This window comes from Pantoea allii, assembly GCF_046529425.1.
Classification (GTDB): Bacteria; Pseudomonadota; Gammaproteobacteria; order Enterobacterales; family Enterobacteriaceae; genus Pantoea; species Pantoea allii.
Genome location: NZ_CP125958.1, coordinates 2,436,932 through 2,460,558, shown reverse-complemented (window position 1 = coordinate 2,460,558; position 23,627 = coordinate 2,436,932). Strand labels below are relative to the sequence as shown.

The window sequence follows — 23,627 nt, the reverse complement described above, 5'->3', positions numbered from 1 at the left end:
ATTGATTCCTTTGTTAAAAAGTTACGCCGTTCAGGCAGTACGCACGCGGTTTTGCTGATGAAGCTGATCGATAAGCTTCAGTACCGCAAGCGCCTCATCTGTCTCGACAGGCGGTGGGCCGCCATGCAAAAGCGCACTGGCAAGCAATTGATAAAATGCGGGATAGTTACCGCGCTGCAGGATAACGACATCGCTTTCCTCCGCGGTCCCCATCAGGGGATAACCTTCGGGCGGCGTAACGCCGTACTGGTTGTCCGTGGGCGACATGCCTGCAGCCAGCTGTGGCTCCTGGTTATCCAGTCCCCAGTGGGTAAAGGCGCGCTTGCTGCCCAGCAGATGGAAGCGCGGGGCGTTCAGGGCAGCCTGACCATTCATCCACAGCCGCGAACGCACGCCGTTTTTATGCAGCAAGGAGACAAAACAATCCTCGTCGGTGTCCGACTGTTGACCCGAATAGCGGGCTAACTCGGCGCTGGCTTCCTCTACCGGACCGAATAACTGTATGGCCTGATCAATCAGATGACTGCCGAGATCCAGCAGCAGGCCGCCGCCTTGCGCAAGGGACACCGTGTCACGCCAGTTGCCAAACCCCTCAGGTCGCCACCACTCAAAGCGGGATTCAAAACTTCTTACAGTGCCAAACGCCTCTTCCTGCACCAGGCGCTTAAGCGTCAGAAAATCCCCATCCCAACGGCGATTGTGAAAGACCGTCAGCAAGGTATTGGCTTGACGGGCAGCGCTGATCATCGCTTCTGCTGCCTCGACGTCAGGGGCGAAGGGTTTGTCCACCACCAGATGAATGCCGCGCATACTGGCCTGCAAAGCCTGTTCACGATGTTGTGCGGGTGGTGTAGCCAGCACGATGAGATCCAGGGCGATTTCACCGCTGTCGATAAGCTGCATCAGCGAAGGCCAGTCCGGCACAATCCGTGCCTGCGGGTAACCTTGCTGGGCGGATGCCACGCGCTGTTCATCGCGACTGACAATCACGTCAAGCCGGTAATCGGCATTGTGCGCTAGCAGCGGGGCATGAAAGACGTTTCCGGCAATACCAAAACCCACCAGCGCCGTGCGGACAGGACCTGAAACGGTAGAATGTGACATCAGAGCACCTCGGATAAAAATCGCTGTAAACGGGCAGACTGGGGACGTTCAAACAGTTGCTCGGGCGTGCCGGCTTCGACGATCTCGCCTTCGTCCATAAATACCACCTGGTCGGCAACGCGTCGGGCGAATCCCATCTCATGCGTCACCACCACCATTGTCATGCCGCGCTGACACAGCTCGGCCATCAGCGTCAGCACGCCTTTCACCAGTTCGGGGTCGAGTGCGGAGGTGGCTTCGTCAAACAGCATCACTTCCGGTTCCATCGCCAGCGCCCGGGCGATGGCCACACGTTGTTGCTGCCCCCCGGAAAGATCGCGCGGTCGATGATCGGTGCGTTGTGCTAATCCCACTTCGGCCAGACGTTGCCTGGCAATGCTCAGCGCCTTCGCTTTCGGCTGGCCTTTGACTTTCCACGGTGCCAGCGCCACGTTTTCCAGCGCGCTGTGGTCGGGGAACAAATTGAAGTGTTGAAACACCATGCCGATGCGCAGTCGCAGCGCATCGGGTTTGTCTTTTAATACCGAGCGGCCGGCCAGTAAAACATCGCCGCTTTTCGGTTCATGCAGGCGGTTGATGCCCCGCAGTAACGTCGATTTTCCCGACCCTGAAGGGCCGATAATGCAGGTTGTGGTGCCGGGGGCGATGGCTAACGACACATTGCGCAGCACTTCAATCGGGCCGTATGCCAAGGTCAGATTGCGCAGCTCAAGACTTGCGCCATGAAAGGCAGAAGAGGTTGCCATGTTAATGTCCTTGTCCGCTGGTCAGAGAGGCAGTGGGCGCGACCGCCCGTTTTACCTCCACTTCATCGATTTCTTTTAAACCGCTTTGAGGGGCCGCAGCACGACGGCGTCCGGTGCGGTAACGGATATCGATGTGGTTCACGGCGTGCGTGAGTGGCACGGTAATCACCAGATAAAACAGGCCGGCCAGCATCAGGGGAGACAGGTTGCCGCTCAGTACCGCAGCATCCTGGCCTACCCGGAACAGCTCTCGCTGATAAGTCATCAGCCCCAGCAGATACACCAGTGAAGAGTCTTTGATGATGGCGATAAACTGGTTCACGATGGCGGGTAATACACGCCGGATGCCCTGTGGGATGATCACCAGCCGCATGGCCCGGCTATAACTCATGCCCAGCGCCCGACAGGCTTCCATCTGCCCCTGTTCGATGCTCTGAATACCCGCACGAAAGATTTCACCCATATAGGCACTTGCAATCAGGCTTAGGGCAAAGATGCCGAGGGGATAAGGCGTGGGGCCAAATAACTGGTAACTGAAACGCGCCAGCCCCTGACCAATAAGCAAAATGGTGAGGATGGAAGGCAGGCCGCGAAACAAGTCGGTATACAGCCGGGCAGGCAGGCGCAGCCAGCGCGAAGGTGAGATCCCCATCAGCGCCAGGATCAGGCCGAAAAAGGTGCCAAGTAGCGTGGCCGACACCGAGATAATCATGGTGTTAACCAGCCCCGTTGCCAGCAACTGGGGCAGGACGTCCATCATCGCAGGGATATCGAAGAAGGTACGCGAAAGAATAGTAATGAGATCCATAGCCGATTCTCTTTTGCGGGTGACAGACAGGGTCCATCACCAGGTACATTCACACGCACAACGTGCGCGGCGATTAAGGGTGCTGGGGCAGGTACTGTGCAGGCATCGGCGAGCCTGGGAACCACTTCTCATAGAGCTTTTCCCAGGTGCCATCCTGCATCGCATCTTTAATGGCTTTATCCAGCGCCGCTTTGAACGCTGGCTTGTTTTTGGCTATCGCCACCCCGGCAGGCGCATCAAAAGAAGGGATATTCGCGGCCATGACCAGATTGAAGCGCGCGGCATAATCTTTGGCGGCTTCATAATCAAGGAAGGTGGCATCAAGCGTGCCGTTATTCAGCGCGGAAACCGCCGCGTTGTTGTCAGGAAACCGAACCAGGTCGGTCTGTTTAAAGTGCTGCAACGCATAGGTTTCCTGCAGCGTTCCCTGAATCACGCCCAGTCGCTTATGGGCCAGCGTCTCGACATTTTTCACGCCAGAATCACTGCGCGTTAACACCGTCAAATAACCCGCCAGATAACCTGTCGAGAAATCCACGGTTTTTTCACGGGCGGGGGTAATGCCGATTGCGGCTACGCCCGCGTCATATTGCCCGTTGGCGACGGCGGGCAGGATGGCGGAGAAATCTTGCCCAACGAAATCCACCTTATCGATCCCGATGCGATGGGCTACATTTCTGAAAAATTCGACGTCAAAACCGGTGAAATTGCCGTTTTTGTCTGTAAAGGTATAAGGCTTTGAATCACCCAGACTGGCGACACGCAGGTGCCCCGGTTCGATTAAGCCATACGGATTGTTATCACTTGCCGCGTGTGCACTGAAGCTGGCTGAGAGCATTACAGCAATGCCAAACAGGGCTGCGGATAAAGAGGGTAAACGTTTATGCGATGTCATAAAGCTCTTCCGATTTTGCAGGTGAAACGTCAGAGTCCACTTAGCCGGTGATATTATATTGAGACCGGTCTCAGTGAGGCGTAAAATGAAACCGGTGCTTGTTGTGAGACCGGTCTCAAATGGATATAATGATATTAAGCACACGCTTTAAGCAGCGTCAATCCAGATGTTATCAACTTGTGATTCGAAATAATTATGACAACAAAAAAACCTCAATTACGGGGGCCGACGGTCGCGGATGTTGCACGCCAGGCAGGCGTTTCCAAAGCGCAGGCAGCAAGAGCGTTAGGCGGATATGGATCGGTCAGTGAAGATGTACAAACCCGTGTGGCTCAGGCGGCGGAAACGCTGGGCTATCGGCCCAATGAACTGGCACGCAGCATGAACACCGGGCGTTCAAATACCCTTGGCGTCATCGTGGGCGATATCGAAAACCCCCATTTTGGGCTGGCATTACGCGGCATGGCCGATGTAGCCCGCCAGGCGGGTTTTCATTTGCTCCTGAGTAACAGTGATGAAACCGTGGAAGAGGAGCGGGAAGCCGTACGTGTGATGCTGGACAAACGCGTCGATGGCATCATCGTGGCGCCCTGTAGCTCCCTGGCACGGGATAATGAACATCTGAAACAGGTGCTGGTGGAAGGGCGGGCACTGATGACCTTTGACCGCTCTGTCGAAGGGCTGGAGGTGGAAACGATTCAGGCAAACTTTCTTAACGTGGCAAAGCATGCCACGGAATTATTACTGAACGCCGGCCACCAACGTATCGCTTATCTTTCCAGTATGCGCATCGCCACACCTTATTCCCACTCTGTGGCGCTGGGGCCCACGCCTGTCGCGCAACGTGTTAAAGGCATGATTGATGCGCATCATGAAGCGGGAAAGGTTCTCGATCCGGCCCTGGTCCGTCTGAATGCTATTAATAATGACTGCATTGAGCAGATATTAACTGAACTGCTCGCACTCTCCGATCCGCCCAGCGCACTGATCGCCTCGGATAATCTCATTGCCATGGGGATACTGCGCGGACTGGCAAAACGCGGGCTACGCGTCCCCGAGGATATCTCGTTCGTGATGTATGATGATTTTCCCTGGACCGAACTGATGACGCCGGCGATTACCGTCGTGGCGCAGCCAGTGTATGAGATGGGCAGAGAGGCTGCGCGCAGGCTGATCTGTCATATCCGACAGCAACCGGCTGGCGTGTTACCTGAGTTTGAAAGCTGGATGGTGGTGCGGGGATCGATTGGCGAAAAGCGGCCAAAAGCGTGCAGAGAATCTGGCGGCTAGCTTGCGTTGTTGGCAGCAACCACGGCAACCGCATTGATCCCCAGAGACCGCTGTTCGGGTTGTTATCAACCAGCTTATCAGCCGTCGTGATGTCGGCACCTTCACTGCGCGAGCCTTAAGAATCTGCGTTTCAGCAGTTGAACAACTGCTATTACTCTCTGGCGCTGGGGGTGTTGCCCGCCGCCCTCAGTGCTTGCCACGCTTTCTGATTAATCGAATAAAACAGGCTGGGTGGTGCATTGTCGACATCATAGATCTCGTCGATAAACCGCAAACCGGTTTTTTCCAGCACGCGTATTGAGGCCTGATGAGGGCGTCTTACCGAGGCTGAAATCGTCTCCAGCCCCAGTTCGCCAAAACCATAGTCAACGGCGAAGCGTGACAACTCGGTAGCGAACCCTTTGCCCCAGGCGTGGGTGGCGAAGCGGTAGCCAAGGTTGTTGACGGTCCTTTCGCCATAAGTACGCACGCTTAATCCCCCAAAGCCGATGATGATCTCTGGCGCCTCCTGGGTCGCTATCGCCCAGCTGTCATAGCCGTAACGCTGAAACGACGCCAGTCTGTCGGCCAGCACCTTTTGCGCGTGGGCCAGGTCTGGATAAGGGCCTGCGGGGTTAAACGTATTGGTCGCGGGGTCGCCGTAAATGCTGAACAGATCCTTGTCATCGGAAGGGCGCATAGCTCTGAGCAACAAACGCTCGGTCTGAAGATGCACTATAAACCTCACTGTAAAGCTATCTGAATGACGTATTAATAGCCTGTTTACTCAACAAGGAGAAGTGATGAATATTCAGCAAATGCGTATTGCGCGGCCCGTGAGCGATGTAGCCGCAAGCAGCAGCCTGTATTGTGCCGGTCTGGGACTCACGCGCATGGGAGAATTCACGGATCATGAGGGTTTTAGCGGGGTGATGTTGGGCGATAAAACCCTGTCATGGCATCTGGAATTTACCCAATGTCATCACCATCCTGTACAACCGGCTTCGACAGCCGAGGATCTTCTGGTGCTTTATCTGCCGGATGAAACCCACTGGCAACAGCGCTGCTCAGACCTGACGCGCGCAGGCTTTGTGAGGGTCACCGCGTTTAATCCTTATTGGGAGAAAAACGGCGCAACCTTTCAGGACAACGATGGTTATCGGATCGTGCTTCAGCACGGCGCGTGGCAACCTTAACGCCTGCTTTTTCAGTTTCGCGCGTTACAGGCGCGTTGTTTCAGGTAATGCGAAGCAAAGCGCAACGCACTATCGCCGCCAGACGTTAATTTTATGGCAATCAATTAAACGTTAATGCATGGCATATTTTCATTTACGTTGTCGATAAAGCGAATTCTTGCCTGTAGCCAACAGGGTTTTACGACTCACATCGGATTTTTTTTTAAACTCAGCGCAACGGCTAAGCCACGGAATTTTTCACAGGCACTACAGCAACTGCCATTCTGATGCCCGATCTTGTTAACGCAATTTCCCCGCGATTCTTTTGTTTTTACCTCTACCGCACGCATTCTTTTTCATGGTGGCTGAGGTCAGCGTGATTCGTCGTTAAGCGTCGTACTGCGCCGCGAACTTTCCGCATGAGCGACTAAACAGCGATAGCGGACGTGATGGTTAGCGGATTCGTCAGGCAATGCCCATATCTGTCAAAGTGGACATCTCTGGGTGCGAAAGCCTGGTATTGGTGCCCGGATAAACGCATGGCATGATGGGGAACGTTTTCTAGCCAAAGAGCCAACACGTGATCAATATTGCCTGCTTACATACCGCCGCCAGCAATATCGCCATCTTTGACGATGCTGCCCGGCAGCTTAATCTGACGCATCTGCAGCTCAGCCATCTGGTCATGCCGCACCTGCTGGCGGAAGCCGAAGCCAGCGGTGGCCTGACGGCAGGGCTTTACGATCGGCTGGTGATGCTGCTACAGGATCTGCAACCGCATTTTGATGTCATTCTGATCACCTGTTCAACGCTTGGGCCGGTTTCTGCCGCGTTTTTTCCGCTCAAAAAACCCTGCGCTGTCTGGCGTACCGACGGCATGTTGGCAAAAGCCGTGCACAGCAATGAGAAAAAAACGGTGGTGCTTTGTGCCGCTGAATCCACGCTCGGCGCAACACGGGCACTGTTCTGCACTAACGGACGGACGCCTGAAGTACGGCTTATCCCGGATGCCTGGCAGCGATTTAAAGCGGGTGATGAGGCGGGATATCTTCACTGTGTGCGTACGGCGGTAGAAGATGCCTGGCTGCAGGGCGCAGAGCAGGTGGTGCTGGCTCAAAGTTCGATGGCACCGGTTGCGCAGTTTTTTACACCGCAACGTCAGCCGCTGTCAGGGCCTCATCTGGCGCTGCTGCAGTGTCATCATCAACTCAACCGTTGAGGCCGCAAACAGGTTGCGGCCCGTACAGGTTATTCGTCTGGCTTCAGCGTGCCTTTTGCCCCGTGGGGTTCTGAGCGCAGATATTGTGGTGGCGCTTTGACGTTGGCGCTAAATTCAGCCGCGGCGTGCCATGGCCAGCGCGGGTTATAAAGCATTCCACGGGCCAGTGCGACCAGGTCGGCTTCGTCCTGTTGCAAAATCGCCTCGGCCTGCTGCGGCTCGGTAATCAATCCCACCGCAATCACCGGAATACCAATTTGCTGGCGGATATCGCGCGCAAAGGGAACCTGATAGTTTGGTCCGACCTTGATCTGCTGCTGTTCAGACAGCCCACCGCTGGAGACGTGAATATAGGCGCAGTTCAGGGATTCAAGCTGCTTTGAGAAGGCGATGGACTGGCTGACATCCCATCCACCCTCTACCCAGTCGCTGGCTGAAATCCGCACGCCAACCGGAATCTCTGCCGGAACGGCTTCGCGCACCGCGTTAAACACCTCTAAAGGAAAACGCATCCGGTTTTCCAGCGAGCCGCCGTATTCATCGCTCCGCACGTTGGATAACGGGGAAAGGAACTGATGCAGCAGATAGCCATGGGCGGCGTGAACTTCAATTAATTCAATCCCCAGACGAACGGCGCGTTTTGCCGTCGCGACAAAGGCATTTTTAACGCGCTCAAGATCGCTGACCTGCATTTCCAGCGGAAGATGCTCGCCGTCACTGAACGACAGGGCAGAGGGGGCAAGGGTTTGCCAGCCGCCATCCTGAGGCGCAATCTGCTTGCCACCTTCCCAGGGAACGGTACAGGAGGCTTTACGCCCGGCATGGCCTAACTGAATCCCGATGGGCATGTCGGAATAGTGGCGAATATCGTGCAGGACGTCAGCCAGCGCGGTTTCGGTTTCATCGTTCCACAATCCCAGGTCGCCGTAAGTGATTCGGCCAATATCTTCAACGGCGGTGGCTTCAATAATCAACAAGCCTGCGCCCGAAAGGGCAAGATGGCCAAGGTGGATACGATGCCAGGCGGTCGCACGACCTTCCTCGGCCGAATACTGACACATGGGCGCAATAACGATCCTGTTATCCAGGGTTAACTCACCCAGAGAGAAGGGGGAAAAGAGTTTGCTCATAAAAACCTCATTGTCTGCGCTCGGTTAACAGTCTGGTGAAAACTATAGTGGCTGATTGGCAAACGCGTGCGTAAAGCTGCGTAACAATTTATTGGTGATGACGGTTAGCGCCTTTAGTTACAGCATACATATAAAGTGAAACTAACAGGTGCAATATGAAAATAAGTCATGGGCTATATGAAGGGAAACCTGTCAGCGTCAGCAGGAAAAGAGGGCATGAACCCTTGCTGTTAATGCCGATGATAACAGCAGGGTTCAGGGCGTAGAATAACGCGTTGCGAAGATTGATCGGTCACAATCAGGCTCTCTGCAATGCCTTCTCATCAAGCGAATACAGGGTAGCGGTCGCTTCCAGAATATGCTGCTGGTCATTACCCGGCTTATGGGAATCGACGTGGGTGATGTGATAGCCGACCGCACCGGCCTCAGTCGCTTTGCGCAGCAGTGCATCCGTGATTTCTTCCATCGAGGTTGCCCAGGTCACGGTCGTCACGCCCATCGGCTTGATGGCATTTTTTTCTTCCTGGGATAAGCCAGTGCGGATAAAAACAGGGCTTACTGTCTGAGGAGAAAAGATAGACAAAATATCCTGAACAAGTGCTTTCATTTTCGTGCTCCTGAGTATCTGAATTTACAGCATCACGCGCCTGTTAAGCGCCATCGATTTATTAATTCGCCATGGGTTCGATTAACGCATGCATGTTAAGGACTGTCGGCAAAAGTTATAAAATACCTTTTCGAGTTAACGAATTTGGCTTTTCTTGCTAATCAGATGCTTATGAAAGCTTCAGCCACACTTGAGCTGAAATATGGCAGGTTTTTCGTGTCTGCTTACAGGTTGTGAAATCCAGATACAAAATATCAACACAAAACCAACAATTGAGCGGGGAGCGCATTAATGCGCGCCGGAAAAGGCGGATTGCAGCAGGCTTACAGAGCTTTACATTGCCAGAAAAATCGCAAAATAGCCGGTTTATGCCTGTAATTGATTGATAAATAACAGATGTGAAAAATACGAAATTTGGCTTAAGGAAATAATCCGTTCATCAACCGAAGGTTTTCATAAAACTGTCATACCGTGCCGCAATACTGCGCAGCCACGAAGTCACAAAAAGACATTTTTTGAAATCATTTGAAACCTGTTTTGCGTTCAGGCGGTTGCTGCAATTATAAGGAGAGTTTTATGTCACGCCAACTTCGTCAATACAATGCCTCTGCAACATTTTCACGACGTCAATTAAGCCTGTGCCTGCTGGTGCTGGGCAGTATAACAGCCAGTGCAGCCGCACCTGCCGTCGAGATGAAAGCGAAAAACGTGATTGTCATGATTAACGACGGTGCAGGGTGGGGAACATGGGATGCAACAGCATACTGGCAATATGGCGGGCGCGACAAAACGCCTTATGCCGGATTTCCGGCAAAATATGCCATGACAACCTATCCGCTTAATGCGTCGAAAAAGGCGACACACAGCGATGAATCCCTGGTTAATTACGATGCGCAGAAAGCCTGGGATACCACGAAAACAGATAACAGGGATCTGCCCTTTAAAGGCTATGAATATCTGGCCATTAACCCTACCGACAGCGCTGCTGCAGGCACCGCGCTGGCATCGGGGATAAAAACCTATAACAACGCCATTAACGTCGACAATAACGGCAAGCCGGTCGACTTTGTCACCCTCACCGCCAAAGCGCAGGGGAAAGCCACGGGCGTAGTCACCAGCGTGCCGTTCTCGCACGCTACGCCAGCCGCCTTTGGGGCGCAAAACGCGTCACGTAATGACTACCACGCGATCGCCAGACAAATGCTCACCGCCGGTCAGCTCGATCTCATCATGGGAACCGGGCTACCCGGTTTTAATGTGAACGGAACGGATTGCCAGCATCTGGCACACAACGAATCCAGGACAGGCTGTGGCGCTGATGCGAACCGCTATCTGGCGAACGCCGAGTGGGATCAGCTGCGTGCCGGTAAGCTGGCACCGGCAGGCGGTCAGCCGTGGAAAATGGTACGCAGTACAGAAGCGTTCACCCAACTGGCTAATGGCTCTCTGAACTATGACGGCCCGCTGCTGGGATCGCCAAATGTGGCACCCAACGGTACGCTGCAGCAGGGACGTCAGGCTGAGTTTGTCGGTAAAGATGCCGCTAACCCGTCCGGCGATGCATTTATTACCACCGTGCCAACGTTGAATATGATGACCCGAGGCGCGATGCAGCACCTGAGTAAAAATCCGGCTGGCTTCTTCATGATGGTAGAAGGTGGGGCGACCGACTGGTCTGCGCATACCAGCAACGCCTGTAGCGGCAAAGGCGACTGGGGCAATACGTATAACCCCAATTGTGTGGGCGTTGAATACGGCCGCCTGATTGAAGAAAGCGCCGATTTTAATAACGCCGTTGCCTCCGTCATTGAATGGGTCGAGAAAAACAGCAACTGGAATGAGACCTTGCTGATCGTGACAACGGACCACGATAACGGTATGCCGATGGGGCCCGATGCGCAGACTACCGCGTTCCAGCCTGTCATCAATAAAGGTAAAGGCGCGATGCCCGGTATTTCTTTCCGTCCGACCGGTAATCACTCCAACGCACTGGTTCCGCTGTGGGCGAAAGGTGTGGGGGCTGAAGCCTTTGCCCAACGTGTACGTCGACACGATGCGGGCTATGCCAGACATGTCGGTTTGAATGATGGCAATTACATCGATAACACCGATGTTTTTACCGTCGTTAAGGCCGTGCTGGAAGGAAAGGCGGTTGAAAAAATCACGCCGGAGCAGGCCAGTAAATCCTGATGTGACAACGTCATAAGAAACAAGGCGTTTTACGGATTTCTGATCCACGCCTTTCCCCCGGTGCCGGTGGCGATAGCTGACCGGCACCGTTTTTTTTAACATCGTGATGAACTCAACCATCCCGTGTCTGCCGCTTTTTTTCAAAACGTCAGCAATATTATGCCGCCTCATTCGTCTACCTCATCACACAGGATTGTTAATTACTGATGAGGTCACCCTGATATGAGAGATATTGATAACCATCCGTTCCGTCATGCCCGTGGTATGGGCAGAAACCGACTGGCGAAGCCATTGATCGTCGGTGTCGTTTTAATTGTCGCGCTATGTCTGCTGGTCATGTCACTATGGAACGCCTTACTGCCCACCATTATTGGGGTCAAAACGATCGGTTTCTGGCAGGCTGCGGGACTGTTGTTACTGTGCCGGATTCTGTTTGGCGGATTGGGGATCAGGCCGGGGATGTTTGGCCATGCCCGACGCCGTATGCATGAGCGCTGGATGCAGATGACACCAGAACAACGAGACGCATTTATGAAGCAACGTCGTGACGGTTTTGGTCATCGGGGACACCATTGCCGGGATAAAGCCCGTAACGAACAGCCGCCGTCTCCCAATGACAGCCATGATGCCCGGACTGAGTAGACGATGAAGGCCAGCGCATCGCAAACCTCATCATGGATAAAAGCGCTTACGCTCTGCAGAACAAAACTCCACTCTTTTATTCGCGCCCGTACCTCAGCACGCGATGAGGCTGAGGATATTTTGCAGGAAATTACCTGTCAGCTGATGGGTGTGGAACAGCCGGTTGAGAATATCTCCGCCTGGCTGTTTCGTGCAGCGCGAAATGAAATGACGGACCGGGCACGTAAGAAGCGGGAACTGCCGCTTTCCGTCTTCAGGGAAAACGATGAGGAGGAGGCGGTAGAAAATGAACTGGCTGAAACCCTGTTTGGCCTTCCGCAAACGCCTGAAGATGATTACCTCAGAGCACTGCTCTGGGACGCGCTGGAAGAGGCATTATCCGAACTTCCGCCCGCTCAGTTTGAGGTGTTTGACCAGACAGAACTACAGGGGATCAGCTATAAAGCGCTGTCACAATCAACCGGGATCAGTGTTCAGACCTTGCTGTCGCGTAAGCATAAAGCGGTGCTGTATCTGCGTATGCGCTTGCGTGCGGTCTACGACGATCTGGTAAATAACGACTAAAAAAGGCGGCCACTGGCCGCCAGAGTGCGCCTTATCATCTGGTCGTTACAAGAATGACAAGATCAGCCTTTCACGCCACCGGCGGTCAGGCCGTTCACCAACCAGCGTTGCGCCAGCAGGAACACCAGGGTAATAGGAATCGCAGAGAGAACGGCGGCGGCGGCAAAATCGCCCCACAGATAGTTTTGCGGGTTAAGGTATTGCTGCATTCCCACCGCCAGCGTGTAGCTGTTGACGTCGCGCAGCAGTAGCGAGGCCACCGGCACTTCAGTCACCGCAGCGATAAACGCCAGAATAAACACTACCGCTAAAATGGGCACCGACAGGGGCAGCAGCACCAGTCGAAACGCCTGCCACGGCGTCGCACCATCCAACGCAGCCGCTTCCTCCAGCGAACTGTCTATGGTTTCAAAATAGCCCTTTATCGTCCAGACATGCAGCGCGATGCCGCCAAGATAGGCAAAGATCACGCCGCCATGCGTATTCAGCCCAATAAACGGCAGGTATTGCCGGATGAGGCCGAACGGCTCGGCTCGACGTCCGCGCGGCAAACATTAATCAGCAGTGTTAAAGGCAAGGGTTAATCACTCCTACAGTGCTGATTTGTTGCTTCTTACGCGCTAAGGCGCACCTTTTTACGCCTAATGTCTGTCCAGTGGGGTAATAACATCACGATGCGGAGTCTGCCCATCATTCCTTCCATTTACGGGCACGTTCCTGCAGCCTTGCCAGGCACAATTTCTAACCTAAACAGTTAATTTTAGGTACGCGATCGCGTTTGAGGACGCACATCATTGACGGCGCTGATACAAGAAAGGCTCTACCACATCAGGAGTCTTAATTATGTTTATGCGTTTACTGATCCCGGCAGTTGTTTTGTTATTCAGCGTATCTGTTATAGCCAGTAACGGCTTTCGACAACTCAAAATAGGCGAAAACCAACGCCCTTTTGAAGTTGCGGTCTGGTATCCCACCGAGACGCGCTCGCCGTTAGAGTTGGTTGCGGATAATCCTGCCTTTGAAGGAGTGAATGTGATAAGAAATGCAGAACCCTCCGCCGGGCACCATCCCTTGTTACTTTTATCTCATGGTTATGGCGGGAACTGGCGCAACCTTGCATGGCTTGCTGATGCGATGGCCACTCAGGGTTATATCGTGGTCGTGCCTAACCATCCCGGCACAACCACTCAGGATTTAACCGCCGCGCACGCTCAGCAACTTTGGCAACGGCCGCAGGATCTCGTCAAGGCGCTGGACATGATTACGGCCGATCCTTCCCTTGCTGGATACGTTGATCATGACCGAGTGGCGGCCGTCGGGCACTCCCTTGGCGGCTGGACAGTGATGGAATTAGCTGGAGCGCGTTTTGATACTCAACAGTTTGTTGCTGACTGCCTGCAACATGCTGAACTGTCCAGCTGTCGGCTCACGCAAAAACTGGGCATTCAGCACGCGCTAACAGCGGGACAGCTGGAAGCGAATCTTCGGGACCCACGAATAAAGGCTGTCGTCACGCTGGATCTTGGACTGGCGCGAGGACTAACGCGCGTCAGCCTTACACAGGTGACCTCGCCAGTGTTGGTTTTGGCTGCAGGTGTTGACTCGCCAGCGCTACCCGCCAGCCTGGAATCACAATATCTTAGTGATAATCTTATGCAGTACGTTGTGAATTACAGAGTAGTGCCAGGTGCAACACATTTCAGCTTTATGCAGTTATGTAAACCGCAAGGCGAAAGCCTTATTGAAAAAAGCGCACCCGGTGAAGGGGAAGTTTGCCATGACGGTGCGGGCGTCAGCCGCAGCGCGTTACATAAAATACTGGCGAATGAAATCAGCGGGTTCCTTAACACCGCACTTCATTACCAGCCATAGCCTGGCGGAATGCGGTTGGTGTTTTGCCAGTAATGCGCAGAAATTCACGGTTAAAATTCGACTTACTTATAAAGCCGGTTTCCAGCATGATATCCGTGATTTTCAAATGTGGATGGCACAACATCTCCTGCGCCTTTACCACCCGAAAGGCATTGAGCCACTGCGAAACATTACACTGTCGCGTGGCGTTCACGGCACGAGAAATTTGCCGGGCTGGGATGCCGAGTTTGCGTGCGAGTTTATTCAGGGTCAGATCATGATCAAGATAGTAATCATGTTCACGAATTTGCGTTTCCAACTCCAGACACAACGCTTCGAGTGATTCATCCTGCAGCGGGTTGCTGTCTGCCAATGAGGGCGTCATAGTTTCGGTGTGGTGCTTCGGCTCCGGAAGACGTTTGGCAGCGAGCAAAATCGCAAGGCAAATCAAAGGCAGTAGTGTGCCCTGAAACACGGCAATCAACCCGGGCGCGATATCTATTCTCAGGCTAATTGCCGCATCGGCGAGGGCCGAAAAGCAAAGGAAGCATCCTGCGGCCAGCATCATCTTCTGCGTAAGAGAAGCTTTACTAAAGCGTGATATTGAAAAGAAATCGGCTCCGTTTCCTGCCGTACGCAGCAGTGCAATGCCGTACCCGGCGTAGAGGATAAAAAGCAGGCAATCTGTTAGCGCGGGAAGAAACAGCTGGATGAACACCATACCGTATACAGGAAGGGTTGCCAGTCTCAGGCGACGTGCACGCGAGTAATATGTGAGATCGGTAAAACAAGACCATGCCACAGCCGGTAAGAAGGTTGCCAATAGTGCCTGCAAGGGTTTCAAAAGGGCGAAATGCCACTCCCATCTGATGATGCCCAGCGCGATAAGCAGCGCTGAGGCGGCGATAAAAAGCATCGCGCCGCGGTATTCGCGCCGCCCGGAAACCATCAACAACATCATTAAAATCAGCAGTGCCAAAAGCGTGATAACAGGGAAGGGAATGGAAAACATGCGATGCGTCCGCAAAGTGTGTTGGCGTTATCTTGACATATTTGCTGCACCACAGGTTAGCGAAACGCTCGTTTGCTTTATCAATAAAATGCACAGGCTGCGGGATAAACGGGCGCTTCAAAACGCACAGGCAGCAGCACGCTGCCTGTCTGTGCCGTTATTTAACGCGACGTGTATCGGGCATCAGTAAGGTGGCAAAGCCCAATAGTGGAAGAAAGCCACAGGCGTTGTACACCGTGGTGATGCCGTACCAGTCCGCAAATTTCCCCAGCGCCGCCGCCGCAATCCCGCCAATGCCAAACATGGTGCCAAACATAATCCCGGCCACCATGCCGGTGCGGCCCGGCAGGACTTCCTGCGCATACACCACCAGTGCGGCAAACGCCGATGAAAAGACCAGACCGATACAGACGGTCAGCACGGCGGTCCAGAACAGATTGGCATGCGGCATCAGTAGCGAGAACGGGATAACGCCCAGAAACGAGATCCAGACCACTGCCTTACGACCAATACGATCGCCGACCGGCCCTCCCACCAGGGTGCCGATCGCCACGGCGGCCAGAAAGGTAAACAGGTAGATCTGAGCCTGAGGGATCGGGAGCTGAAAACGCTCAACCAGATAGAAAATGTAGTAGTTACTAATAGAAGCAATGTAGGTAAATTTTGCCAACAGCAGCACACCGACCACCGACAACGCCAGTTTCACATCTCGCGGGGACAGCGATCGCAGTGACTGGCCGTTATGTTTTTTCATGTGTGCATGGCCGTGCTTAACCGTCCAGCGGCTGATGCCGGAAAGCACAATGACTGCAAACAGCGCAATCAACATCAGCCAGCCCACCGCCAGTTGCCCATGCGGAATAATCAGCATCGCGGCCACTAAAGGCGCAAAGGCCGTGCCGATATAGCCACCGACCTGAAAGGTGGACTGCGCCGTACCAAAGTGCCCGCCCGATGCCATGCGTGCCACACGGGAGGCTTCAGGGTGAAAGGTTGCGGAACCCACGCCGATCAGCGCCGAAGCAAGCAACACCACGGAGAAGTGCGGGGCTATTGCCAGCAGTCCGATGCCGAACAGGGTTGCCACCATGCCAGAGGGCAGCAGCCAGGGTTTAGGATGTTTGTCGGTATACAGGCCAATCCAGGGCTGCAACAGCGAGGCGGTCATCTGATAGATAAGCGTAATCAGGCCAATCTGCGCATAGCTGAGAGAAAAATTGGATTTCAGCAAAGGATAAATCGACGGCAGCATGGCCTGGATAAAATCGTTACAGCAGTGGGAAACCGCCACCGCGCCAAGAATCGACACCAGAATCTTCTGGCTGTCGTCAACGGTCGGGGCCAGGCCCGGCGGGTTTGATTTTACGTCGCTGGAGTAATCAGACATGAGGATTTCCGTATAGGCGGCTTTACGTTTGTTGACGTATCTTACCCCACGAAAAAACAGCGGTGCTGACAAAAGTGCTATTTATGGCAAATTAGTAAAATAATTGTTAATGCTCATAATGTTTTACTCAGGCAAACCGAGGCGGGCCTGTCCACATACACGCCATAGCGGTCGGTTTCCTGATAACCCTGACGCTGATAAAACGCCACTGCGCGGGTATTGATGACGCGGGTAGAAAGCCGAATCGCTTTATAGCCCCGCTGCCGGGCAAGTTGCTCAATGGCTGCCAGCAGCGCCGCGCCGGTTCCCGCACGCTGTCGGGTGGAAAACATGCGTTTCAGTTCGGCCGTATCAGGGGAAACATGCAGCAATGCGCCGCAGCCAACAGGGTTATCCGCATCATCGGTGGCCAGTATCCATAGCGCGTCGTCTGAGGGAGTAAAGTGATGCGTCCCGTCGTCGCCGGTGATTGACAACAGCTCGGCTGACAGACGGGCCGTCAACGTCTGCAGCGCCGGTGTGCATGCGGGGACGATCCTGGTATGGATCACTTTGCCTGGCCCCAACGGCTGCGCAGGTAGTTAACGGCCTGCTGGGTTTGCGGCTGATTCAGGTAATCTTCCCGGAACAAAATAGTGCCATCGATCTGCGGGATGGAATCGTTAAGATCCAGTTGTCTTTTTAGCTCCGGCACACCACCGTTAATCGTCCACTCCGGCTCATTTTTAGCCGGCACGCCAACCTTGTATAAAGCAATGCCGATATACAGGCGGGTTTTGGTTGGCTTCACCACGTTAGCCCACCAGTTTGCCAGCACATCATAGCGGGCAGCGCTGCGCGAGAAGGGCCAGTAAATCTGCGGCGCAATATAGTCCAGCAAGCCTTCCTGCACCCAACGGCGCGTATCCGCATAGGATTCATCATAAGCCGCCGCACCGCGCGTATCCGAGCCTGCCGCATCATGGGAGCGGTTACGCCAGACGCCAGCCGGGCTGACGCCAAATTCTACATTCGGCTTGAGCTGCTTGATGGTGTGAGATACCTGTTCGATTAACAACTGCGTATTGTGCCTGCGCCAGTCCGCTTTGGACGCAAAACCCTGACCGTATTGGATAAAGGTCTGGCTGTCATTCAGGGCAGAACCCGGTGATTCGGCATAGAAATAATCATCAAACTGCACGCCATCGATGTCATAACGTTTGACCACTTCTGCCACGATGCTGGTTATCCAGTCCCGGGCATCAGGAATACCGGGGTCGAGCACATAGCGATCCCCCGAGGTACGAATCCAGTCGCGATGCAGCACAAACACGCTGGCAGGCTGCTGTGACAGCGTGCGGTTAAGCTCAGCCACCGTTGAAGGTTTGGTATTCACCGAGACGCGATAAGGATTAAACCAGGCATGTACCCGCATACCGCGCCTGTGCGCCTCGTCGAGCATAAACTGCAGCGGATCGAAGCCCGGGTCCTGACCAATCTTTCCGGTCATCATGTCTGACCAGGGCAGGATTTTTGATCTCCACAGGGCCGTGCCGTCTGGTTTAACCTGAAAAAACACGGTATTGATGCCCAGGCTTTTCAGCTTATCCAGCTTATCGGTCAGCGCTTTTTTTTGCTGACTGACGCGCACGTTGTCATTGCTGATATTCACGGAGGCGATCGGTGGCCAGTCAAGCCGTGAAACCGTCGTCAGCCAGACGCCGCGCACCGGTTCATGATGTTGCACCGGTTGAGAAGGCAGCGGCGGTTTACTGGGGGACGGGAAGGGCGTAACCAGCGATTTAGGCGGTTCAGAGGCACAACTGACCAGCAGCAAGGCCGATGCGGCTAACAGGCCAGTTTTTACCACCGCGTTGAAGCGGAACAGGTCGCGAAAGGTGATGATGATAAACTCCGTGTAGCGCAGTCCTTGATGCAGGCTATTCTGATCCTATTTGCCGCAAAGTCAATCAGCCCTGCCAGCATCAGGTCACGCAGTTTGCCTTACCCGGCGGCTATACTTTTTATGCTAATGCGTAACCTGAGCAAAGGAGCGATAGATGAAAACATATAAAGGCAATAAACAGTCATTGCCGGTTCGCTATTGCAAACAGTGCCAGAAACCGATGACCTGGCGCAAAAAGTGGGAGAAATGCTGGGAAGAGGTGCAATATTGCTCCGAGCGCTGCCGAAGACAACGGCGAGGGAATACGCTGCAAGCCTGATCAGGACACATAATCGGCCCATGAGTCAGCCTAAACGCAACGATGTAACATTTAGCAAAAGTTATCCTGACATTTACATCACTGTTCCCACGCACCATCGCGATTACTGTACCAGGCTTAATGAAAAGCGAATAACAGTGATTGTGGAGCAATATGAAAGAGCAAGAGAATACATCGGGCATTCATTCCTATGAAGGTGCCGCAGGCGGCTGGGGTGCCCTGAAAGCGGTGGCTGGCGCTATTCGTGGACAAATGGCGGTCAAGCAGGACGTCATCGCGTTGTTCAAGGTCAACCAGCCCGAAGGGTTTGACTGTCCGGGCTGCGCCTGGCCCGATCCCAAGCACACCTCCTCGTTTGAATTCTGTGAAAACGGCGCAAAAGCGGTTTCATGGGAAGCCACCAGTAAACGCACCACACCTGAATTCTTTGCTGCGCATACCGTCAGCGACCTGTGGCAGCGCAACGCCCATGAGCTTGAAGGCGAGGGCAGGCTGACGCATCCGATGAAGTACGATCCCGCCAGCGATACCTATCAGCCCATTGAATGGGAAACGGCCTTTAACGAAATTGGCGAGCGGCTGCGCAGCTATAACGATCCGGACAGCGTGGAGTTTTACACCTCGGGTCGCGCCTCCAATGAAGCCGCGTTTCTCTGGCAACTGTTTGCCCGTGAATTCGGAACCAACAACTTTCCTGACTGTTCCAACATGTGCCACGAGCCGACCAGCGTTGGCTTGCCTGAATCGATTGGCATAGGCAAAGGCACGGTGGAACTGGATGATTTTGACCATTGTGATTTGGTGATCTGCATTGGCCATAACCCCGGCACCAACCATCCACGTATGCTGGCAACCCTACAGGAAGTGGCAAAGCGCGGAGCCAGAATTGTGGCGATCAACCCGCTACGCGAGCGCGGGCTGGAACGTTTTACCGCACCACAAAGCCCGGTTCAGATGCTGACGCTGAGCTCAACAGAACTGGCCTCGACCTACTACAAAATTCGGGTAGGCGGCGATGCCGCGATGCTGAAAGGCGTGATGAAATGTCTGTTAGCGATGGATGAGGACGCCAGAGCGAAAAGCAATCCGGGCATCTTCGATCTCGCCTTTATTGAAGAACATACCCAGGGCATTGACGCGTTGAAAGCCGATTTGGCGGCGACAGACTGGGAGCACATCCTGAAAATCTCGGGTATGGAGCGTGAGCAAATTCAGCACATTGCTCACCTTTATGCCAATGCTGAACGCACAATCATTTGCTATGGCATGGGGATTACCCAGCATCAATACGGCACGCAAAATGTTCAGCAGATTGCCAATCTGCTGCTGTTGCGCGGCAATATGGGCAAGAAGGGCGCGGGGATCTGCCCTTTACGCGGTCACTCTAACGTGCAGGGCGATCGTACCGTGGGTATTACTGAGATTCCCACAGAAAGCCTGCTGAACAGCATTGAAAAAGTGTTTGGTTTCAAACCCCCAGCCAAACATGGCCACGGCGCAGTTCAGGCCGTGCAGGCGATTCGCGATGGAAAAATCAATGCCCTGCTTTGCCTGGGCGGTAACCTGGCCGAAGCCATGTCCGACCCGCAGGAGACGTTCCCTGCCATGCGCAAGCTGGATTTAGTGGTGCACATGGCCACCAAACTGAATCGTTCTCATTTGTTGCTGGCAAAACACAGCTATCTGTTCCCGGTGTTGGGACGCACAGAGATCGATCAGCAGCAATCCGGTGCGCAGAGCGTAACCGTTGAAGATTCCATGTCGATGGTTCACGCCTCTCGCGGTACGCTTGAACCCGCCTCACCGCATCTGAAATCCGAGCCAGCGCTGGTAGCCGGTCTGGCAAAAGCCACGCTGCCGGGCACCGTGGTGGACTGGGACAGCATGATCGCTGACTACAGCACCATTCGTAACGCCATTGAGAAGGTGGTGCCAGGCTTCGACAACTTTAATGAGCGCCTCCAGCAGCCGGGCGGTTTTCGTTTACCTAATGGCGCGTCGGAACGCGTCTGGCATACGCCGTCGGGTAAAGCACAGTTCCTGCTCATGGACGGCATCAACGAAGATCCGCGATCGTTCAAATGCCATGATTTGGTGCTGACCACGCTACGCAGTCACGACCAGTACAACACCACGCTTTACGGCCTGGACGACCGCTATCGCGGTATCAAAGGACGCCGGGATGTGTTGTTTATTAGTGAAAATGAGGCGGAGAAAAACGGGGTTCGCATGGGCGATCAGGTCAACATCATTGCGCTGGACCCGGACGGTAAGCCTACCCATCGTCGACTCAATAATCTGACCATCGCGGTCCATGACATGGCCGACGGCTCTGTCGCAGCCTATTATCCCGAGGCCAATGTGCTGATCCCACTGGACAGTTACGACACAAAGAGCGGTATTCCCTCCTATAAAAGCACCCCGGTGATGATGGAACCAGTCCGGTCAGAAGTACCAGCGGACGCGGCGACCCTGCGCTAATCGCTTTCTGCTGGCATAAACCAAACCTTAACGAACAGCCATCTGAGTGGAAATCTCTGCTCAGATGGCTATACAATCGCCGCGAATTTTACTCAAGAGGCAATCAACCTTGGACAAAAGTCCCGAACGATTACACCTGGCTTCTGCAGTAAGATAGTCTTCTGGCTGTCTTAACTGCGCGTTAAGATGGCGGTTTTACAATCATCCCTCCACAACGTGATGCGCTCTGTGCATCAGCGCCTGCTGTAATCCATTTTATTCATCTTTACTTTTCCGTCCTGCGCATACTGCGTGGCGGAGAGAGGTTTATCATGGACTGGAAAATCTTTTTACTGCGCGTGTCGGCTGCGCTGATTCTGGGTGCGCTCATCGGCAGCGAACGTCAACTGCGTCAACGCATGACCGGCTTACGCACCAACGCGCTGGTCAGCACCGGCGCCTGCCTGTTTGTGCTGATGACCCAATGTGTACCGGGCATTGCCACCGATGCCACGCGCGTAGCCGCCTATGTGGTTTCCGGCATCGGCTTTCTCGGCGGTGGCGTGATTATGCGCGACGGGTTAAATGTGCGCGGCCTGAATACCGCCGCCACTTTATGGTGTACTGCGGCCGTCGGCGTATTGTGCAGCATGGGGTTATTGCTCGAAGCCGCGATTGGCTGCATGGTGATTCTGTGCGCCAATATCCTGCTGCGCGAGCTGGCGCTGGGCATCAATCGTCAGTCGATCGTGTCGGCTGACGAGGCGGTACAGCATTATAAAGTGCAAATCGTTTGTCTGGCTCAGGATGAAGTTCAGGTGCGCAGTCTGATGCTGCACAGCCTGGGCAATAGCGGCTTGCGGCTGCAGTCGCTCCACAGTGAAGATCTGGACCCGCCGCACCGCATGGAAGTGAATGCCGAAGTGATGGGACAGCCCAGCATGACCGGGCAGCTGGAAAGTCTGGTAAGCCGTATCAGCCTGGAGAAGGGTGTCAGTTCAGTGCGCTGGCAGGTGTGCGGGCTTGATCCAGGTGAAAACGGGTAGGGTAAAACAGGCGTCGCTACGTGAATTCTGAGAAACGGGCAGGGGAAGTATGGGTCAGAATTGGCGTAGCGTCGTTATTACGTTCTCAAGAGTACTCAACTAAAAACATCTGAATTTTAATTTATATGTAAAATGAAATGCTGTTAACAACCTCTTCGAGTATATCTTATTTTGGTATGAGACATCTGAATATAAAATGAAAAATCAACACCCTCGGGGGGATGTTAATCTCGCTAATGTTTTTCTTTCTTAATACATTAAAGATATATGTTTTTGTTACTATATGTATCTTTTTATATTTTAATGTTGGATTTTGTGTCAATAAATTTCCATCATTGGGATGTGATTGCACAATTCAATTCAGGAGGCTAATGGATTTCCGTATTTAAACAGAGTGTAAACAAAGGACAGGAAAAAAATTATCTAATAAGAAATTCATTATGATTTTATTTATTTTAAACACACTCAAATTAACCAGGTTTTAGTTTAACATTCACCAGTCAAGTTTTTGGGTGTTTTTAATTTACGACTCATGAGTGGTTTATATTTTTAATAAATGATATTTTTTGATGTTAAAAAAAGGAAGTTTTTCCGCCACGGTCTCATCCTTGTAAAGGATACGGAATGTCGCGCTTTATACATTCATTCATTTTCTGTTCTACATTCGCATTGAGTACTCTGGCCACTAAAGCCTATTCCTCTTATCATATCAGCGCCTCAGCGTGGAGAGAGACAAAGGAAACCGCCTATCCAACGCTCTGTGATAAACATCAGATTGAATTATTCTCATGCCCTGATAAATCACGACACACGATTGCATTGTGCATGACCAGAAAAGATGAATTTATAAGCTTTGTCTACCGTCAGCATCGAATAAAGAAAAGCATTCAGCTGAACAACATCCAACGGGTTATGGATAGCCCGTCAGGTGGACCATCTACCATATTGCAAGCTGAAACAGGAAAAGGCTTATTTCGATTTTATCTTGATGAAAATTCTTCAGATTCAAATTCAAATTATCCAGGTGTGGTGACTCTGAACGGAAAGGTCGCATTCGTATGCATTCACGACCATAGAACATATCGAACCCCTACATATATTATTAAATCGAAACAAGGTGAAGATGAGCTGGTAAATCTCTGGCATATTAAATTCAATGCTTTTTTTGAAAAAGAACAAAAAGATAACCCGGAATTATATGAAGATAAAATGGATGATCTATGGGGATCATGGCCGGAGTAATCATTTAATTTGCAAGTGAGTGTATTTTAAATTGAAGGTGAATTAAAGATTGCTTAAAACGACTGTGTCATTAAGT

Annotated in this window: 22 protein-coding genes and 2 pseudogenes; 12 read left to right on the top strand and 12 right to left on the bottom strand. The window is 53.0% G+C overall.

Annotation, left to right across the window (positions count from 1 at the left end):
• Positions 1-30: 30 nt before the first annotated feature.
• The 4 genes from QNH99_RS11580 to QNH99_RS11565 form a co-directional block, all read right to left on the bottom strand.
• Complete coding sequence (locus QNH99_RS11580; RefSeq protein WP_410516695.1) at positions 31-1,104, bottom strand: Gfo/Idh/MocA family oxidoreductase; 1,074 nt, start codon at positions 1,102-1,104, stop codon at positions 31-33.
• Entirely contained in the window at positions 1,104-1,850 is a 747-nt protein-coding gene (locus tag QNH99_RS11575; protein ID WP_063879568.1) for an amino acid ABC transporter ATP-binding protein, read from the bottom strand. The genes QNH99_RS11580 and QNH99_RS11575 overlap by 1 nt, the downstream gene beginning before the upstream one ends.
• Position 1,851: 1 nt before the next feature.
• A complete protein-coding gene (locus QNH99_RS11570) occupies positions 1,852-2,658 on the bottom strand; it encodes an amino acid ABC transporter permease (protein WP_063879569.1) in 807 nt (268 codons plus the stop codon).
• Between the two features lie 73 nt (positions 2,659-2,731).
• Positions 2,732-3,553 carry an ABC transporter substrate-binding protein gene (locus tag QNH99_RS11565; protein WP_063879570.1) on the bottom strand — a complete coding sequence of 274 codons (822 nt, stop codon included), beginning with the start codon at positions 3,551-3,553 and terminating at the stop codon, positions 2,732-2,734.
• 195 nt (positions 3,554-3,748) lie between these two features.
• Here QNH99_RS11565 and QNH99_RS11560 point away from each other — a divergent pair, with 195 nt between their 5' ends.
• Positions 3,749-4,843: a LacI family DNA-binding transcriptional regulator gene (locus tag QNH99_RS11560; protein ID WP_109716335.1), complete on the top strand. Its 1,095-nt coding sequence runs from the start codon at positions 3,749-3,751 to the stop codon at positions 4,841-4,843.
• 151 nt (positions 4,844-4,994) lie between these two features.
• Here the strand turns inward: QNH99_RS11560 and QNH99_RS11555 are convergent, their stop codons facing one another.
• Complete coding sequence (locus QNH99_RS11555) at positions 4,995-5,558, bottom strand: GNAT family N-acetyltransferase (protein WP_256852583.1); 564 nt, start codon at positions 5,556-5,558, stop codon at positions 4,995-4,997.
• Positions 5,559-5,625: 67 nt separating this feature from the next.
• On the opposite strand from QNH99_RS11555, the gene QNH99_RS11550 reads away from it, so the two are divergent.
• Positions 5,626-6,018, top strand: a complete 393-nt coding sequence (locus QNH99_RS11550; protein ID WP_256852584.1) for a VOC family protein — start codon at positions 5,626-5,628, stop codon at positions 6,016-6,018.
• A 562-nt stretch (positions 6,019-6,580) separates the two neighbouring features.
• Positions 6,581-7,216 carry a hypothetical protein gene (locus tag QNH99_RS11545; RefSeq protein WP_063881173.1) on the top strand — a complete coding sequence of 212 codons (636 nt, stop codon included), beginning with the start codon at positions 6,581-6,583 and terminating at the stop codon, positions 7,214-7,216.
• 29 nt (positions 7,217-7,245) lie between these two features.
• Here the strand turns inward: QNH99_RS11545 and QNH99_RS11540 are convergent, their stop codons facing one another.
• Together QNH99_RS11540 and QNH99_RS11535 are read right to left on the bottom strand one after the other, a co-directional pair.
• Positions 7,246-8,346: an NADH:flavin oxidoreductase/NADH oxidase gene (locus tag QNH99_RS11540; protein ID WP_096010644.1), complete on the bottom strand. Its 1,101-nt coding sequence runs from the start codon at positions 8,344-8,346 to the stop codon at positions 7,246-7,248.
• Positions 8,347-8,644: 298 nt separating this feature from the next.
• Positions 8,645-8,953, bottom strand: a complete 309-nt coding sequence (locus tag QNH99_RS11535) for a DUF1471 domain-containing protein (protein WP_063879575.1) — start codon at positions 8,951-8,953, stop codon at positions 8,645-8,647.
• A gap of 576 nt (positions 8,954-9,529) precedes the next feature.
• Here QNH99_RS11535 and QNH99_RS11530 point away from each other — a divergent pair.
• From QNH99_RS11530 to QNH99_RS11520, 3 genes are all read left to right on the top strand, one after another.
• Positions 9,530-11,143, top strand: a complete 1,614-nt coding sequence (locus tag QNH99_RS11530) for an alkaline phosphatase (protein ID WP_410516694.1) — start codon at positions 9,530-9,532, stop codon at positions 11,141-11,143.
• Positions 11,144-11,365: 222 nt separating this feature from the next.
• Entirely contained in the window at positions 11,366-11,785 is a 420-nt protein-coding gene (locus QNH99_RS11525) for a hypothetical protein (protein WP_410516693.1), read from the top strand.
• A gap of 3 nt (positions 11,786-11,788) precedes the next feature.
• Positions 11,789-12,349, top strand: coding sequence for an RNA polymerase sigma factor (locus QNH99_RS11520; protein ID WP_063881174.1), 561 nt, complete (start codon positions 11,789-11,791; stop codon positions 12,347-12,349).
• Positions 12,350-12,411: 62 nt separating this feature from the next.
• Here the strand turns inward: QNH99_RS11520 and malG are convergent.
• Positions 12,412-12,855: pseudogene (gene malG / locus QNH99_RS11515) on the bottom strand (maltose ABC transporter permease MalG); the annotation flags it as partial.
• Between malG and QNH99_RS11510 the strand changes: the two are divergent.
• Positions 12,853-12,933: pseudogene (locus tag QNH99_RS11510) on the top strand (hypothetical protein); the annotation flags it as partial. The pseudogenes malG and QNH99_RS11510 sit on opposite strands and share 3 nt — an antisense overlap.
• Before the next feature lie 259 nt (positions 12,934-13,192).
• Complete coding sequence (locus tag QNH99_RS11505; protein ID WP_172897140.1) at positions 13,193-14,221, top strand: alpha/beta hydrolase family protein; 1,029 nt, start codon at positions 13,193-13,195, stop codon at positions 14,219-14,221.
• On the opposite strand, the gene QNH99_RS11500 is transcribed toward QNH99_RS11505, so the two are convergent.
• The 4 genes from QNH99_RS11500 to QNH99_RS11485 all read right to left on the bottom strand — a co-directional run bounded on the left by QNH99_RS11500 (position 14,193) and on the right by QNH99_RS11485 (position 18,448).
• Positions 14,193-15,179: a helix-turn-helix domain-containing protein gene (locus QNH99_RS11500; protein WP_410516692.1), complete on the bottom strand. Its 987-nt coding sequence runs from the start codon at positions 15,177-15,179 to the stop codon at positions 14,193-14,195. The two genes, QNH99_RS11505 and QNH99_RS11500, sit on opposite strands and share 29 nt — an antisense overlap.
• Positions 15,180-15,369: 190 nt before the next feature.
• A complete protein-coding gene (locus QNH99_RS11495; RefSeq protein ID WP_145393230.1) occupies positions 15,370-16,599 on the bottom strand; it encodes an MFS transporter in 1,230 nt (409 codons plus the stop codon).
• 113 nt (positions 16,600-16,712) lie between these two features.
• Positions 16,713-17,150, bottom strand: a complete 438-nt coding sequence (locus QNH99_RS11490) for a GNAT family N-acetyltransferase (RefSeq protein WP_145393229.1) — start codon at positions 17,148-17,150, stop codon at positions 16,713-16,715.
• A complete protein-coding gene (locus QNH99_RS11485) occupies positions 17,147-18,448 on the bottom strand; it encodes a glycoside hydrolase family 10 protein (protein WP_410516691.1) in 1,302 nt (433 codons plus the stop codon). Before QNH99_RS11485 ends, QNH99_RS11490 begins: the two co-directional genes overlap by 4 nt.
• A gap of 190 nt (positions 18,449-18,638) precedes the next feature.
• On the opposite strand from QNH99_RS11485, the gene QNH99_RS11480 reads away from it, so the two are divergent.
• From QNH99_RS11480 to QNH99_RS11465, 4 genes are all read left to right on the top strand, one after another.
• The gene (locus tag QNH99_RS11480) at positions 18,639-18,803 is read left to right on the top strand and encodes a DUF2256 domain-containing protein (protein WP_410516690.1); all 165 of its coding nucleotides are present in this window, start codon (positions 18,639-18,641) and stop codon (positions 18,801-18,803) included.
• Positions 18,804-18,956: 153 nt separating this feature from the next.
• Complete coding sequence (locus QNH99_RS11475) at positions 18,957-21,284, top strand: FdhF/YdeP family oxidoreductase (protein ID WP_410516689.1); 2,328 nt, start codon at positions 18,957-18,959, stop codon at positions 21,282-21,284.
• A 311-nt stretch (positions 21,285-21,595) separates the two neighbouring features.
• Positions 21,596-22,309 carry an MgtC/SapB family protein gene (locus QNH99_RS11470; RefSeq protein WP_063879640.1) on the top strand — a complete coding sequence of 238 codons (714 nt, stop codon included), beginning with the start codon at positions 21,596-21,598 and terminating at the stop codon, positions 22,307-22,309.
• A gap of 624 nt (positions 22,310-22,933) precedes the next feature.
• Complete coding sequence (locus tag QNH99_RS11465; RefSeq protein ID WP_410516688.1) at positions 22,934-23,551, top strand: hypothetical protein; 618 nt, start codon at positions 22,934-22,936, stop codon at positions 23,549-23,551.
• Positions 23,552-23,627: the final 76 nt, after the last annotated feature.